This window comes from Arthrospira sp. PCC 9901 (assembly GCF_059013425.1).
The window spans coordinates 1,837,564-1,854,292 of sequence record NZ_CP102296.1; the positions used below are offsets into that span (position 1 = coordinate 1,837,564).

Annotated in this window: 8 protein-coding genes and 1 pseudogene; 5 read left to right on the plus strand and 4 right to left on the minus strand. The window is 44.8% G+C overall.

From position 1 onward, the window contains the following. Positions 1 to 11: 11 nt before the first annotated feature. Positions 12 to 638, minus strand: a complete 627-nt coding sequence (locus NLZ44_RS08060) for a response regulator transcription factor (RefSeq protein ID WP_493752426.1) — start codon at positions 636 to 638, stop codon at positions 12 to 14. Between the two features lie 151 nt (positions 639 to 789). After that, complete coding sequence (locus tag NLZ44_RS08065) at positions 790 to 2,016, minus strand: molybdopterin molybdotransferase MoeA (protein WP_493752427.1); 1,227 nt, start codon at positions 2,014 to 2,016, stop codon at positions 790 to 792. A gap of 106 nt (positions 2,017 to 2,122) precedes the next feature. Between NLZ44_RS08065 and cobO the strand changes: the two genes are divergently transcribed. Together cobO and ureG are read left to right on the plus strand one after the other, a co-directional pair. Next, positions 2,123 to 2,737, plus strand: a complete 615-nt coding sequence (gene cobO, locus NLZ44_RS08070) for a cob(I)yrinic acid a,c-diamide adenosyltransferase (RefSeq protein ID WP_111894163.1) — start codon at positions 2,123 to 2,125, stop codon at positions 2,735 to 2,737. 27 nt (positions 2,738 to 2,764) lie between these two features. After that, complete coding sequence (gene ureG, locus NLZ44_RS08075) at positions 2,765 to 3,364, plus strand: urease accessory protein UreG (protein WP_315688811.1); 600 nt, start codon at positions 2,765 to 2,767, stop codon at positions 3,362 to 3,364. Positions 3,365 to 3,770: 406 nt separating this feature from the next. On the opposite strand, the gene NLZ44_RS08080 is transcribed toward ureG, so the two are convergent. Further along, a complete protein-coding gene (locus NLZ44_RS08080; protein ID WP_493752428.1) occupies positions 3,771 to 5,201 on the minus strand; it encodes a family 10 glycosylhydrolase in 1,431 nt (476 codons plus the stop codon). A gap of 163 nt (positions 5,202 to 5,364) precedes the next feature. Here NLZ44_RS08080 and NLZ44_RS08085 point away from each other — a divergent pair. Together NLZ44_RS08085 and NLZ44_RS08090 are read left to right on the plus strand one after the other, a co-directional pair. Then, positions 5,365 to 5,758, plus strand: a pseudogene (locus NLZ44_RS08085) (zinc ribbon domain-containing protein); the annotation flags it as partial. Positions 5,759 to 5,843: 85 nt separating this feature from the next. Next, positions 5,844 to 6,266 (plus strand): hypothetical protein, encoded by a 423-nt coding sequence (locus NLZ44_RS08090; RefSeq protein WP_493752429.1) that lies wholly within the window; start codon positions 5,844 to 5,846, stop codon positions 6,264 to 6,266. 107 nt (positions 6,267 to 6,373) lie between these two features. On the opposite strand, the gene NLZ44_RS08095 is transcribed toward NLZ44_RS08090, so the two are convergent. Further along, the gene (locus NLZ44_RS08095) at positions 6,374 to 11,158 is read right to left on the minus strand and encodes a M10 family metallopeptidase C-terminal domain-containing protein (protein WP_493752430.1); all 4,785 of its coding nucleotides are present in this window, start codon (positions 11,156 to 11,158) and stop codon (positions 6,374 to 6,376) included. Positions 11,159 to 11,366: 208 nt separating this feature from the next. Here NLZ44_RS08095 and NLZ44_RS08100 point away from each other — a divergent pair, with 208 nt between their 5' ends. Beyond that, a complete protein-coding gene (locus NLZ44_RS08100; RefSeq protein ID WP_493752431.1) occupies positions 11,367 to 16,703 on the plus strand; it encodes a PAS domain S-box protein in 5,337 nt (1,778 codons plus the stop codon). Positions 16,704 to 16,729: the final 26 nt, after the last annotated feature.

Sequence of the window (16,729 nt, forward strand, 5' to 3'; positions counted from 1 at the left end):
CGCGATTTTGATTATACTAAACCCGATCGCAAAGCGACGACAGCGACCATTACCCGGTCATCAACGGCTAATTTATTCATAATCCCCCGAACATGGGTTTTAATGGTGTTAGGACTTAAATAAAGCGCCTCAGCAATTTCTGGGTTGCTTTTACCTTCCACCATAAGTTTGAGAACTTCTAACTCCCGGGGGGATAAGGTACCCAAGTTAGTTTGGGGTACGGGTGGCTTGAGGTGTTCCATAACCAAGCGAGCAACTTGAGGATCTAGATAGGTTGCTCCCTCATAGGCTGCCTGTATTGCTACAATCAAACTATCAACACTAGCTCCCTTAACACAATAAGCATCAGCACCACTGGAAAGGGAAGCAAGTACCTCCGTTTCTGCTGTGTGGGAGGTGAGCATCACGACTCTGATTTCTGGTAAGATTTCTTTAATCTGTTTGGTGGCTGCAATGCCATCAAGGCGAGGTAACCCGATATCCATAATCACAACATCAGGTTTTTTCTCCTTAGCGGCTTCGACGCCTAAATAACCATCTTCAGCAATACCAACCAGGGTAATATCTGGACAGTCTGATAAGACTTGCTCTAACCCTAGTTGCATCATAGGATCGTCTTCAACAATTAGAACGCGCATTATTGTTCACGGGAATGTTATAATGGCAGGGTTGCCAATGGTCACAAATGACGGCGGAAACTATAGTCAATATATTAGCTATTGTGGTTGATATTTCCCCGTTACATTAGAATGTAACGGGAGTCCTGTGGAACCAAATATATCCAAAATCTTAACGGACTTTGAGAATTTGGACAAATTCCCCAGCCTGAATGCAGGTCTGACCGACTGGAAGCATAGCGAGGGCGTTGGTTTGGGCGAGGTTAATCAGGTTTCCAGAATTTTGGCTTCCTGGGGCGAGGATAAATTGGGTTTCGCCATTGACCGATCGCAGATTTCCCCAAAGGTAGGTTTCTCGCTTACCCCCCGATCGCAATTCCATTGGCGATCGCACCCGCCACCATTCTGGTCCCCAAAACTCAGAAGTGAGTCCGCTTCGTTTTCTCAAGGCTGGTTGGACAAACCGCCAGCAGGTGACTAAGGCTGACACCGGGTTTCCGGGTAAACCAAAATACAAACAATGGGGAAAAGTCGCGAAGGTAAGGGGTTTTCCGGGTTTGACGGCTACTGAGTTGACCAGAATTTCTCCCCCAAGGTCAGCCAGAATTTGACCAACATAATCATAATCCCCGACGGACACTCCCCCAGTTGATAATACTATATCAGCGCTGAGTAGGGCTTTGGCGATCGCTGTTTTGATGGCTTCGGGTTCATCAGGAATAATCCCTAAAATAACGGGTTCTGCGCCCATTTGCATCACCCAACTCGCTAAAGCATACTGATTAGAGTCTACTAGCTTTCCTGGGGCTATGGGATGCTCTGGGGGGATTAATTCGTTCCCGGTTGACATCAATGCTACCTTGAGTTTAGCATAAACTGGGACCTGCACACATTTGGCCGCGGCTAAAACTGCGATTTCTGCAACTCCTAAGCTAATTCCCGCAGGTAGTAGAGGGTCTCCGGCGCGACTATAGGACCCCTGATGACGCACAAAGGCTCTCAGTTGGGGGGTGGTTAGGATTTTGATGCGATCGCCATCGGGTTGGGTATCTTCTTGGATTACAATTGTATCAGCCCCAGCAGGTAAACAGGCTCCGGTAAAAATGCGCGCCGCTTGTCCGGGGGCGATAGTTTTTTGGGGACAATATCCGGCGGGTATTTCTTCTATGACTGCCAAAGTTACAGGATTTTCGGCGCTACTTTGGGCGACATCAGCATAACGGACGGCATAACCATCCATGGCGGAGTTATCCCAGTGGGGAAAGTCTAATTCACTGGTAATCGGGGCGGCGAGAATGCGTCCGGTAGCCTCGGATAATTTGACCAGTTCTATATCTTGTTGGTGGGGTGGTCCTACTTGTTCTAGGATAATTGCCTCTGCGGCTTGGGCTGATAACATACAATCTCACCATGGGGATTTATGGGTTTTCCTGTCAATACTCTATAGCAGCTTTAGCCGCCTCTATGCTACAGTTGATCAGGTCCTACTCAGTGATGCGATCGCTATGGAAACTACGGGTTTGACGGCGGAACAACACCGCCAAAAAATGCAGCGCCGCAAGGAAATTCAAGACCAGCGGGTAGCTGATAGACAGGTGGAAAAGGGTTTGATTATTGTCAATACTGGCAATGGGAAGGGTAAAACTACGGCGGCTTTGGGGATGGTTTTACGATCGCTTGGTCATGGCTATCGGGTGGCGATCGTCCAGTACATTAAGGGCGCATGGGAACCAGCAGAAAAAGCCGTTTTCAGTCTCTGGCCGGAACAATTACAGTTTCATGCTTTGGGGGAAGGTTTTACCTGGGAAACTCAAGACCGCGATCGCGATATCCAAAGGGTTAGTGAAGCCTGGAAACTTAGTCTATCTTTAATTGAAAATCCCGAGATTAAGTTGGTACTTTTAGATGAAATTAACATCGCAATTAAGTTGGGATATCTCACCGTAGAAACCGTTTTGGCGGGTTTGGAAAAGAAACCTCACGACTCCCATGTGATTTTGACCGGTCGTGGCGCTCCCCCTAGTTTGATAGAACGCGCGGATCTGGTTACCGAGATGACTTTGGTTAAGCATCCTTTCCGGGAACAAGGGGTTAAGGCTCAACCGGGTATCGAGTTTTAAGTTGTCTATAATCATCAGGGGGATTTAATGAGTCCTTTTCGAGTGGGAATTGCAGGTCCGGTGGGGTCGGGTAAGACGGCTTTACTTGATGCACTCTGTAAAGCTATGCGCGATCGCTTTCAAATGGCTGTGGTTACTAATGATATTTACACCCAAGAAGATGCTCAGTTTTTGATGCGATCGCAAGCCTTAGAAACTGATAGAATTATCGGTGTCGAAACCGGAGGCTGTCCCCATACCGCTATCCGCGAAGATGCTTCGATTAATCTTAGTGCTATTCAAGAGTTGGAGTCTACTTTTCCTGATTTGGATGTCGTGTTTTTAGAGAGTGGTGGCGATAATTTGGCTGCCACTTTTAGCCCGGAATTGGTCGATTTAACTCTCTATGTTATTGATGTGGCGGCGGGTGATAAAATTCCCCGCAAAGGAGGACCCGGAATTACTAAGTCCGATTTATTGGTGATTAATAAAATTGACTTAGCTCCCTTTGTCGGCGCGGATTTAACCGTCATGGAACGAGATGCTAAAAAGATGCGCGGAAATAAACCTTTTGTCTTTACTAACCTCAAGGAAAAGCAAGGATTAACTACTATCCTCGATTTTATTCAGTCTCATATCATTAACTGACCAAACCTTAATATCTATACCACATCACAGACACCTATAGGCGATCGCCTCCCCCCTATTATTGGCGCAAATAGTTAAGTTTTGCTAATACTTCCACCCAGATAATTTTGATGTTCCGAACGACATTAAGAATTAATAAGTTTTTATTGAAAATAGCTCGCAAAAGGTTGACGAAATAATAGGGGTTCTGGTATCATAGAATAAATCGCACCCAAGGGCTTGCTGTGTCTATACGCAAAAAAAGGCGCTGAAACCCTTATTATAGCGCCCATCTAAATATTTTCTGGCTAAAGAATATCATTCACGAATCACGAGTTTTGGGGAAGTAAGGGACGGCCAAAAATCGACCTCTTGACAAAAGCGACATTTTGTGCATAGCCCCAAACTGACCCACAATTGAAGTCGGTTAGCGAATAGAAGCGCGAATAGCAGGTTGAGGGAACATAGACTGGAAACTATACTGTCTTTCGGCGAGGGGTTCAGCGGCGTGGTCCCAGAGACTTTCATAGAAAAAGAAAGCGACACCGAATTGGCGATCGCGCGCGGCACGAACCTTAGACTGGATGAAATTGATAGGAACTGGTCTAGTTCTCAAACCGGTGAGAATACCAACCCCGGTAGAAATCTTGTTTTGTGCCGCTTTCATTTCCGGGCGGTTTAACTCAGTAATAAAAAAGTCCAATTCATCCCGATAAACCTGCACCACCAACTCATCAACAAGACCATCTCTAACCCAAGTAACCCAATCTTGTAAATGACCGTTATAGGCGATATGATAAGGATTCGGACTAACGGAAATAATGCTATGAGGTTTTTGGGCTTTAATAGCTTGGTGCAATTGTCTCATAAAAGCGGTGATTTTATGAGCACGCCAACGCACCCAAGCGGGGTCTTGGGGGTTACTAGGTGGGGTGCGATTAGTCTCTCTTTGATAAAGAGAAATGGTATAAGGGTCATATCCAAATGTACTAGGTAAACTGGTATGGTCGTCAAACTGTACGCCATCAATATCGTAGTCGGTAACCACCTCTACAATTAAATCAGTCATAAACTTCTGGACTTGCGGGTGAAAGGGATTTAACCAAACGACTTCCCCAGCGGCGCTTATGGAAGTTTTAGTTCCGTCTCGCTGTTGAGTCAGCCAGTTGGGATGTTTTAAAGCCAACTCGGAACTAGGGGGAGCCATAAAACCGAACTCAAACCAGGGAAGCACTAACAAGTTATGACGATGAGCGCGTTCAATGATATCAGCCAGCATATCTTGTCCTTGGAAACCCCGGCGGACAAAAGGCTGAATTCCGGCTTCTTTAACTACAGAACTTTTATAGGTGACATAACCAGAGTTCCAAACCACTGGATAAATTGTGTTAAAATTGAATTGGGCGAGTTTGCTGACTGCTTCTTCGAGTCTCGGTTGATTCATTAACACATCTGTATCATTGGTGGTCATCCAAACGCCACGAATTTCGGTTTTGGGAATTTGGGGAATGGGTGGAGGTGCGATCGGCGGCTGAGGAACTGGTGGGGGTATATCAGGAACTGGTGGGGGTGTAATGGTTTCCTCGATAGCTGGTGCGGGAGGAGGTGTAATGGTTTCCTCGGTGGCTGGTGCGGGAGGAGGTGTAATGGTAGGCTGTGGTGGCTCTAGGGGTAGAGGTTCATCAAAAACTTCTGGGGGAAGTAGGGGTAAGTCGGAGGGGGTCGGTGGTGTCCGGAAAGCTGGCGGAAGTGCGATCGCTGGAATTTGTATGACAGCAATTAGGCTGACAAAAAATAAGGCAATGAGGAAACTGGCTTTTTTGACCAAGGTTGATTTCATAGTTGTAGTTAGGAGCATGATTTAATCTCCAATTAGGTTAACATTTTACGGCAATACGGTATAATACCAAGTATGGTGCGAGACCTTCGGGTATGAAATAGAGCTGAAATGGGCGTGGGGACTACCCGGTGAGGACTTCAACCCCTTGGTTGATTGGGTCGCATCCCTGACCATCCCATAACACAGCCTGATTTTTTTGCCCACCTTCGAGACTTCCAATATGGTTGCCAAGGTAAAGCGTCTAATCAGGTCTAAGACTGCCCGAGCCATGCTGACATGGGCGCATTATCGATTCAAACTAACCCTGAGACATCAAGCGCGGAAATAACTGAACAGTTGTAGATGTGACGGAAGAATACACCAGCAAAACCTGTACTCACTGTGGTCATGTGCATTCCCAGCTAGGTGGCTCAAAAGTGTTCCGATGTCCTGAGTGGGGGTTCACTCTAGCCAGGGACTGGAACGGTGCTTTTGGAATCTTTCTAAAAGCTTTGCGGGATACCGCCTCTGTTACCTTAACGGGTAATAGTGCTATCGTCGCATTGTCAGGCAATAGCCGGATAAATGTCGCGTAAATGTATCAGTTTAGCAGAAAATTGGAGGTCTGGGATCTAATTTCAAGGCATAGCTACTAATTTGATAATTTGAGGACGATTTGAGATGATGGCTAATTTGTCAAGACTATTGTGGCTCCTACCAATGGTGACTATTACGGCTGCGGTAAGTTCTGATGCGATCGCGATCGCCTCTACAGGGACTATAGCAGAAAATGCGATCGCTCAAGGGCGGATCAGGACTCCTTTTTTTGAGGAAGCCCAAGACCCTGGGTTTACCAACACTTTTCTTGGGGATGCTTTGGGGGGTGTTGCTAACCCATTAGAGAGTAGTGATGGTGATAGCGCAGAAATGATTAACATCGGTTCTGACTCCCTACAGACCATACAAAACAACGTAAACAGGAGTAGGGGAGACTTGAATGGGGGTCCATCTCCCCGTAATGGTCGTTCTATAGTGACTCCAGATAATGGCAGAATACCGACAGGTAGAGGTATTTTTCGGTCTTTACCCTCTTCTGGTCGCTAAGAAAGAATTAATTAATAATTGGGGAGAAACCCGGTTTCTTCGAGAAACCGGGTTTCTTGACCTGTGGGGAGGAAACCCACCCTCTGGGAGAGGGGGATAGGATAGTCTTAGAAAATCAGAATTGAGGAATCATCTCTGACTGTATTTGAGATATTGGGGAAAGCACCAGTTTCGTCGGGGGTAAACTGAGCAATAATAGATCCGCCTCCGAGTCCGTCAGCATTGGTATCATAGATTAACTGTCCGGTTAGTCGTTCATAAATAATTACAGATTGCGATGCGGGTAGGGTATCGAGTAGGGTGTCAGTTCCGGTGAGTGTATCAGTCACCACAAATAAGGGGTCAGCCAAGATAAACTCATCGGTAAACTGCAATGTATCACGACCCGGGGCAAAATCGGTAATCAAATCAGAGGCTGATAATAGGACATCATTAGTAGAGGAGTAGAGGAAAACATTATTTCCCCCCAAACCTGTCAGAGTATTAGCGCCAGACCCTCCGACTAGGGTATCATTACCAGGACCACCGATGAGAGTATCATCGCCAAGACCACCTATAAGAGTATTATCACCAGGACCACCCACTAAAGAATCATTACCCTCATTACCCAATAGCAAGTCATTACCAAAGGCGCTACCTACAAGAGTATCATTACCAAGACCGCCAATTAAAACAATAGGACCTAAGTGACCGGCGAGAAAATCATCGCCTGCATTACCATCAATGGTGTCCACTGTTGCAATACTAACGCTAACCAAAGCGGAGGCGGTATTTCCTAGGGAGTCTTGTGCGGTATAGGTAAATTCGCCACCGAATGGTCCTGGGACAAGGGGGATAAACTCAACGGAGGTATTACCTGGGAGAATATTAACTTCTCCTCCGCCGCTGACATTACTGATGCTATTAATGGTTAATCCACCGACGGGACTATCATTGTCTAATACAGGAATTTCAATGCGCCTCAAGTTGGTATCCTCTGCGAAAATAGTATCATTTCCGGGGCTACCTATTACGAGACTGGGAGTGGTAGCAAAGTCGGGGTTAACGATTAAAGAGTCTGTGGGTGTCAGTGTCTCTGTGGTGGTTCCAATGAGCAATATATCATCAATAGATAATGGAGGATTACCGATAAATGTGGCGACGGTTACAGGGGGTTGTGTTCCTGAAGCGTCGGGGTCGTAGATGAGGTTTCCGGTCTGTAATTCATAGGCGAGAATGGGACTGCTAATGGTGCCGAGGTTATCGGGATTCAATTCTCCGGTTTCGAGGAAAATAAATTGTTCAGGACTGAGGCTATTTTGGGGGGTAGTACCTATTTGAGTGAAGCGGAATTGATCACGGTCAAATAGGAGGCGATCGCTTCCGGGGGTAAAATCAACAATTAGGTCAACTCCTAAATTAATTTGATTGAGAGATAGATAAGCAAAGGTATCGCTTCCTTCACCACCGACGAGGGTATCATCCCCAGCACCACCAATTAAACAATCATTACCTAGATTACCAAATAGGGAGTCATCACCATCAGAACCAATGAGGGTATCATCACCTGCATTACCATCAATGGCAGTAAGAATATTAACATTAACGGGAACTCTAATTAGATTTCCTTCGGAGTCGATCGCTTCATAACTAAAACTGCCAATATTTCCGCCGGGGAGGGTGGGAATAAACTCGACGGCTGTACCACCTTCTAGGATATTCACATTTCCGCCGATTAAATCGGTGATGGTATTTATCACGGCTATGCGTTCATTATCAGAAGCGGGAATGGTGACGGGAACCCTAACAAAATCGATGGTATCGTTAGCAGCGATCGCATCATTTCCGGGAGTACCATTAATTAAAGCGAAGGCGGTGATATTTCTAGTATCTTCATCTGTAGGTTCATCATCATCACCATCATCTAGGGTATCGTCTCCGGCTGTACCAATCAAGATGATATCATTAACAGATAGGGGAGGGTTGCCTTGTAAATTAGCAATAATTTCAGGGGGTTGTGTTCCTGAACCGTCGGGGTCATAGAGCAGGTTTCCGGTCTGTAATTCATAGGCGAGAATGGGACTATTTATGAGGCTGAGATTATCTTGATAAGTTCCGGCTTCGACGATCACAAATTGTTGAGGACTCAGGATATTTTCCGGGGTAGTACCTATTTGAATAAAGCCGAATTCCTCACGGTCAAATAGGAGGCGATCGCTTCCGGGGGTAAAGTCCCAAATAAAATCAGTTCCGGTGGTGATTTGACTGCGGGAAATATAGGCAAAAACATCATTGCCAGCACCTCCGAATAGGGTATCATTTCCGGCATTTCCAAACAGGGTATCATCGCCATCATCTCCTGATAAGAAATCATCACCCTGTCCACCATAGAGAATATCATTATCAGCCCCTCCATATAGCTGGTCATTTCCCAAACCGCCAAAGAGTACATCTTGACCACTACCACCTTTGAGGATATCATCATCACTATCTCCGAAGAGGGTATCATCGCCTGCTTCTCCGAAGAGGGTATCATTACCCGCGCCGCCATAGAGGAGATCTGGTCCTGAACCACCATACAGGAGATCATTGCCGCCACCACCTTTGAGGGTATCGGCACCACTACCACCGAAGAGGGTATCATCGCCTGTTTCTCCGAATAAGCAATCATTACCCGCGCCGCCATAGAGGAGATCTGGTCCTGAACCACCATAGAGTATATCATCACCATCTCCACCGGAAAGGGTATCGGCACCACTACCACCGACGAGGGTATCATCGCCTGTTTCTCCGAATAAGCAATCATTACCCGCGCCGCCATAGAGGAGATCTGGTCCTGAACTTCCAACCAGAACATCATCTCCACCTAAGCCGTTAATACGGGTGACGGGAAGAATATCGATAAATACATTAGCACTATCTTGGGTGTTGCCATCACTGGCGGTATAGGTAAAGCTGGCTTGGGTTCCCCCAGGCAATGTGGGGGTAAATCTGACAATGGTATTATTATTAAGTAAGGCTACGTCCCCGCCTGTGATGTTGCTGACGCTGCTGATAAATAAACCTGTCTCGGGACTATCATTGTCTAAAACTGGAATTTCGACGGGATTAAAGGGTTCTGGCGCGATCGCAAAAATGGTATCATCGGAGTCGGTTCCGTCTATTTCCTGGGGAGTGGCGGCGCGAACTTCCCTGGCGATGATGTTGACGGTTTCGGGGCGAGTCAATGAAACCGGATCAACTAGGATAATATCATCGGGGGATAAATTGGGGATGCTGCCATCTTCTGATTGTAACTGGGCGATCGCTATAGGTGGAGAGGTTCCCAAGCCGTCTATATCGTATTCCAGAAGTCCGGTAATGGTATCGTAAAGCAGAATCGGGATTTCTGTATTTTCGGGTAGGGATTCTCGATTGGTGGTAAACTGTTCGGGGTTGAGGGTTTGGGTCTCGGTATTGAGAGCGGATAAACCAAAACCACCTTCCTCTAGGGATTGGCTTTTCAAAACTAGGCGATCGCTATTTGGTGTAAAGTTTAATATGCGATCGGGTTGTGTACCTCTGTCATTAGGGGACAGGTAGACTAAGGTATCATTTCCTGTACCAGCGGTGAGGGTGTTTACGCCTGCACCACCTTCTAGCCAATTATTCCCGCCGCCACCAGATAAGCAATCATTCCCCTCGCCACCAAATAGGGAATCATTACCAATACCTCCCAACAGGGTATCATTACCCGCGCCACCGTCAAGGATATTACCTCCTGACCCGGCTTGTAGGAGGTCGTCTCCTAAACCGCCAAATAAGCAATCATTACCAATACCCCCCAACAGGGTATCGTCACCCGCGCCGCCATAAAGGAGGTTATTACCTGACCCGGCTTGTAGGCGGTCGTTTCCACCTTGACCCAAAAGGGTATCATCACCAGAACCCCCTAAGAGGGTATCGTTACCACTTCCCCCTAAGATAGAGTCGTTTCCGGTCCCCCCGTCAAGGGTTTGGTCGAATTGGTCTCCCACTAGGGTATCATTTCCGCCTCTCCCTTGCATGGCTGTCACTGGTCGCAAATTAATGATTGCGGTAGCGGTCGCAAATTGGTTATGGCGATCGCGCAATGTATAATTAAAGCTACCAGAACCGCCAACGGAGATTGTATCGGGGATAAATTCTACTCCGACTCCCCCAGGGAGAATGGTAGCACTCCCGTTACTGACATTACCAATATTAGTGATGGCTTTTTCATCGCTAATAAAATCTGGCGGGAGGGGGATAATTAATCTGGGTTCTGCGGCTTGGAGAAAATCATTATTTTCTGTACCTACAACTAAGCTGGGGGTTGAGGTGATAATCGGGTCAGCGACGAGGGTGGTAAAATAGGAGATTCTAATATTGTCTATGGCTAATTCTGTGGCTTCGGAACCAATGGCAATAATTCCGGTGTTCGGAGGGAGGGTTGTACTAAAGCGCCGAAATTCGTTAAATGTTTCTCCTGGGGTGGGAAATAAAACGCCAGTCCCTAGAGAATTGCCTTCTCGGTCAAATAGTTCGACGGTATGTTCTCGATTTGGGGAGGTGTAGAAAAAGGAAAAGTCACCCCCTCCTATGCTTAATGGTGATAAATTGCTGAGGTCAATGGTAATGCGATCGCCTGTCACTAATTCATTGACTTCTATCTCTTCGGAATCTTCGGAATCTTCGGAATCTTCGGAATCTTCGGTGTTTATAATAGCTTCGGAATATGAGATAACTGTGGTGCCAGGGGGGGAAGTGCTGGTGGCATTAAATAAGCCTTCTCCCCCTTCGTCAACACTGACCAAAGCTATGGCGTTGGCGGAAAATATCACCCCATCGATTGTGCCAATGGGTGCAAAGTTGCGAGTTTGGAAATCTTCAAAGTCAAAAAATAGTTCCCGCATTTTCTTAGCTTAAAAAAATATATATGTTTGCTGATAATTAACCCAAGTTAACCCCTGGCGGATTACCTTATCACATTTAACCGACTTTGGCAAGGGATCCACCTCAAGATTAAGTTAATTGGTTGACAGAAACAGTTATTTAAATTATAATTAAGAGGTAGATAATAGGCAGCAGTTGTATCAATACCACGCTTTGTGGTGAAAAACCATGGCAAGCAACTCATCATATACCTCGACAGAATTAGAAAGCGCGATTATTAGAGAGCCGTTATTAGTAACAGTAGAAACAACGGTGAGGGAAGCGATCGCGCTGATGAGTGAAAGTCGCGCCAGTTGTAGTATATCATCAAAAGCCAGTGTTCTATTAGAGGAAGTTTATGGAGAGGCGCGTTCCAGTTGCGTCTTAGTGGTAGAATCGGAGCAATTAGTAGGTATTCTAACTCAGCGAGATATCATCCGACTCTGCACAGGAAAAAGACCCTTAGATCAGTTATTAGTAGGGGAAGTCATGACCGCCTCAGTATTAAGCTGGAGGGAGTCAGAATTGAGAAACTTTTTTGAAGTGATTGATTTGCTGAGGAAAAATCAAATCCGCCACCTACCGCTAGTGGATGATAGCGATCGCCTAGTAGGGTTAATAACCCATGAAACTCTGCGTTATATTAGCCACCCCATAGACCTGCTGAGATTACGAACGGTAGAAGAGGTAATGACAACAGAGGTTATTTGTGCTAGTCCTGAGAGTAACCTGCTAGAAATTGCCTGTTTAATGACACAATACCGGGTCAGTTGTGTAGTTTTGGTAGAAACCCATTTCGTGAACAATTCAACGGCTGTCAATGTTCCGGTCGGGATCCTGACCGAGGGAGATATTGTCAAGTTTAATACCTTCTGCTTAGACCTAGAAAACTATAGCAGTAAACAGTTAATGAGTACCCCAGTGTTCTCGGTCGCTAAAAATGAGAATCTGTGGAGAATTCATGAGTTGATGTCATCCCAATATATCCGGCGAGTTGTAGTCACAGGTTCCCATGGTGAACTCTTAGGGATAGTGACCCAAACCAGTATGCTCAAAGTGCTAAATCCTCTGGAACTGTATAAAATGACGGAGATTTTAGAGGGTCGTATATCGGAGTTAGAATTAGAAAAAATTAGGATTTTAGAAACTCAGGCGAAACAACTAGATGAACAGGTCAAAAAACGGACTTTAGAGCTAGAACAGGCGCACCATAGAGAACAACTGGTATTTGAGATTACCACCCGCATTAGGTCTTGGTTAAATTTACCGGAAATCCTGGACGAAACGGTTAAACAAGTCCGCATTTTGTTAAATTGTGATCGGGTAGTAATCTACCAATTTAACCCAGATTTGAGCGGTGATATCGTAGCGGAATCAGTAATCGCACCCTATACATCCTGCTTAGATAAAAATATTAAAGATACCTGTTTTCAGGACAACCCATCAATGTATCAAGACGGAAAGATTTTCGTAGCACCAGATATTGATCAGGTGGGATTAAGTGAATGTCATTTATCTCTGTTAAAACAATTTGAAGTCCGAGCAAATTTAGTAGTTCCAATTGTTTTATCTAACCATGAACCGGAAAGCCAATCTAAGAGTTTGTGGGGTTTATTTGCGATTCATCAATGTAGTAATACGCGGCTGTGGTTATCAGAAGAAATCCAGATAGTCCAACAGTTGGCGCTACAGGTAGCGATCGCTATTCAACAAGCGATCGCCTACGATGACCTACAAAGGGAACTACAGGAACGCCAACAAATTCAAACCTGTTTACAAGAAACAGAAGAACGTTATGCGACTCTGACAGATTTAATCCCGGTGGGAGTTTTTCGGACGGATAAGGAGGGTGATTGTATCTATGTCAATGAGGAATATTGTCAGATGACGGGACGTATTCCTGGGGAAACAATTGGTTTATCTTGGCAAATTTCTGTGCATCCTGAAGATAGCGATCGCATTAATGAAGCCTGGAAACAGACTCAAGCAAATCATCACCCATTTAAGGAAGAATATCGTTTAGAAGCCGGGGAAAATCAGTTGTGGGTGTTTGGTCAAATTGTCCCGGAATTTAGTGTAGAAGAAACAGTAAATGGCTATGTGGGTACTATTACAGATATTAGCGAACAGAAAGCGGCACTTTGTGAACGGGAAAAAGCGGAAACCGCATTACAAGATCTTAATCAATCTTTAGAAGCGACGGTCAAACAGCGAACCCAGGAACTTTCTCACCTTAGCGATCGCCTACAATTAGCGATTAAGTCAGCCCAAATGGGAATTTGGGATTGGGATATTTCTCAGAATCATCTAACCTGGGATGATCAGATGTATAAAATTTATGGAGTCTCACCTTTAGAGTGTCCCCAGACAGTGGAACTCTGGGAAAACTCCCTACACCCAGAAGACGCTGAATTAACTCAGGCAATTTTACAGGAAAGTCTGCGAGGGGAAAGGGAATTTAATCCAGAATTTCGGATTGTACGTCCTGACGGTTCTATAGTTTTTATTAAAGCAAATGCTCTAATTATTCGCCACCCCGAAGGAGAACCTCAAAGGATGATCGGTACTAATGTTGATATTACCGAGAGTAAACAAGCCGAGTCCGACCGCCAACAATTACTAAGGGAGTTATCCGATCTAAAGTTAGCCATAGACCATTCAGCGATCGTAGCTGTTACTGACGCGAGTGGAGTGATTACCTACGTCAATAATCGCTTCTGTGAAATTTCCGGTTATTCCCCGGAAGAATTAATCGGTAAAACCCATCGTATCGTTAACTCAAGATACCATCCCCCTGGTTTTTTCGCGAATTTATGGCGGACTATTTCTAGTGGTAAAGTTTGGCATGGAGAAATTTGTAATCGCTCTAAAAATGGTTCTATTTACTGGACTGAAAGTACCATTGTCCCTTTTTTAAATTCCCAGAAAAAAGTCTCTCAATATTTAGCTATTCGCTTTGATATCACCGCTCGCAAACAGGCGGAAGCTAGACTATTAGACTATTCCCATGAGATTGAAGACCTATATAATAAAGCACCCTGTGGCTATCATTCCCTCGATGCTGAGGGTCGCTATGTCAAAGTTAATGATACGGAACTGCAATGGTTAGGATACTCTCGTGAACAATTACTTGGGAGACGTTTAGCAGATTTTCTCACCCCGGAAAGTCGAGAGATATTTGAGAGTAATTTTGAGTTATTTAAACAGCAAGGATATCTCAAAGATATGTTGCTGGAGATGATTAGTAGTAATGGTCATGTTTTCCCGGTACTCTTGAATTCTAGCGCCGTTTATAATCCCCAAGGTGAATATCTTTATAGTCGTTCAACTTTATTTGATATTACTGACCTAAAATCGGCGCAAATAGCCTTAGAAAAAAATCACAACCTTCTACAGTCAATTACTATCGCACAATCCCAGTTTATTACATCGGAAAATCGCCTAACTATTTTTGAGGGTTTACTGAGCAGCTTGCTGACTTTAACTGATAGTGAATATGGCTTTATTGGTGAGGTAATGTTCCGAGATAATGGGGAAGCGACTATGGAAGAAACTTTCCTAAAAATTCGGGGAGTTCCTTATCTAAAAACCCATAGCATAAGTAATGTGGCTTGGGATGAAGCCACGGAGAAATTTTATCAAGAAAACCATGAAGAAGGCATGGAATTTGATAATATGAATACCTTATTTGGGGCGGTAATTATGACCGGGAAACCTGTTATAGCTAACAGTCCTAGCAGTGACCCACGCCGGGGAGGTACTCCTAATGGTCATCCGCCTTTAAATAGTTTTTTGGGGTTGCCATTTTTTAGCGGTTCTACTCTCGTGGGAATAGTGGGAATTGCCAATAAACCAGGTGGCTATCATGAGGAAATGATTGATTATTTACAAGCATTTTTAGTTACCTGCGGCAATTTAATTGAAGGGTATCGTTTACACCGGAAAAGAAATGAGGCGGAAGAGGCGAAGAAGGCCGCTGAACAGGAAATTGCTAAACAGTTGGCGAGTATTGAAGCGGCGGGGGATGGTATTGGTATTGTTCAGGATGATTTGTATCAGTATGTAAATCACGCTCATTTGGTCATGTTTGGTTATTCTGAACCTGAAGATTTAGTCGGTCATAGTTGGAGAAAAATCTATTCTCCCACAGAAATTCAACGCTTTGAAAATGAGGTTTTTCCGATTTTAATGCGCGATCGCTACTGGACTGGAGAAGCGATCGCCACTCGTCAAGACGGGACGAGTTTTGCGGAAGAATTATCTCTGACCCTAACGGAAGATAACCTGTTAATTTGTGTCTGTCGAGATATTAGCGATCGCCGAGAAACCGAAGCCAAACTGCGCCAGACTAATCAGGAATTGATGCGCGCTACCCGTCTGAAAGATGAGTTTCTCGCCAATATGAGTCATGAACTACGCACCCCCCTTAATGCTATTTTAGGAATGACCGAGGGTATGCAAGAAGAGGTATTTGGTACTTTAGGCGATCGGCAAAAACAAGCATTACAAACTATTGAACGCAGCGCCAGTCATCTCCTGGAATTAATTAACGATATTTTAGATCTGGCTAAAATTGAAGCCGGGGAAATGAAACTAGACCTTAATTATACTTCGATTCGCCCCCTGTGTCAATCTAGTATAGCTTTTATTAAGCAGCAAGCCTTTAAAAAAGGGATTTCCATTAATGTAGAAATTCCCCAAGCCTTACCAGACTTATATATTGATGAACGCCGCCTACGTCAAGTGTTAATTAACCTCCTCAATAACGCGGTTAAATTCACTCCAGCCGGAGGTAAAATCCGCCTGGAAGTCAAGTTACAGCCACCCCCGATAGACAGCGATAAATACCGAGTCCGTTTTGCTGTGATTGATACGGGAATTGGTATTGATGAAGAACACTTATCAAAACTGTTTAAACCCTTTACTCAAATTGATAGCGCTCTCAATCGTCAATATGAGGGAACAGGTTTAGGATTATCCCTAGTTAAACGCATTGTAGAAATGCACGGAGGTACTGTTAATGTGATTAGTAAAGTGGGGTCAGGAAGTAACTTTATTTTTGAGATTCCTTGTGATGATATCTTAACCGGAACTAACACCCCCCATATATCATCTAATACCTCCGAGTTCCTGACGACAACTGAAGATGTGGCTAAAGTTTCTCCCCTGATTTTAATTGCTGAAGATAACGAAGCTAATATCATGAGTTTGTCGAGTTATTTGGGTGCTAAAGGCTACCGTTTAATTATTGCTAAGGACGGTCAACAGGCGATTGATTTAGCACAATCAGAATCTCCTAATTTAATTCTGATGGATATTCAAATGCCGGGAATAGATGGCTTAGAAGCAATTAACCGTATCCGCCAAATCCCCACCATGACCCAAGTGCCAATTATTGCCTTAACCGCCTTGGCTATGACAGGCGATCGCGAAAAATGCCTAGAAGCTGGCGCAAATGATTATGTAGCCAAACCCGTTAAATTAAAACAACTCAACGCCAAAATTCAGGAAATTTTAGACTTATAATTGGAGACTTATAATTGATGCAGCAT

Bases quoted from the DNA above. Each gene is read 5' to 3' on its own strand.
- NLZ44_RS08060 (WP_493752426.1), bottom strand. From the start codon at position 638: ATGCGCGTTCTAATTGTTGAAGACGATCCTATGATGCAACTAGGGTTA.
- NLZ44_RS08065 (WP_493752427.1), bottom strand. From the start codon at position 2,016: ATGTTATCAGCCCAAGCCGCAGAGGCAATTATCCTAGAACAAGTAGGA.
- cobO (WP_111894163.1), top strand. From the start codon at position 2,123: ATGGAAACTACGGGTTTGACGGCGGAACAACACCGCCAAAAAATGCAG.
- ureG (WP_315688811.1), top strand. From the start codon at position 2,765: ATGAGTCCTTTTCGAGTGGGAATTGCAGGTCCGGTGGGGTCGGGTAAG.
- NLZ44_RS08080 (WP_493752428.1), bottom strand. From the start codon at position 5,201: ATGCTCCTAACTACAACTATGAAATCAACCTTGGTCAAAAAAGCCAGT.
- NLZ44_RS08090 (WP_493752429.1), top strand. From the start codon at position 5,844: ATGATGGCTAATTTGTCAAGACTATTGTGGCTCCTACCAATGGTGACT.
- NLZ44_RS08095 (WP_493752430.1), bottom strand. From the start codon at position 11,158: ATGCGGGAACTATTTTTTGACTTTGAAGATTTCCAAACTCGCAACTTT.
- NLZ44_RS08100 (WP_493752431.1), top strand. From the start codon at position 11,367: ATGGCAAGCAACTCATCATATACCTCGACAGAATTAGAAAGCGCGATT.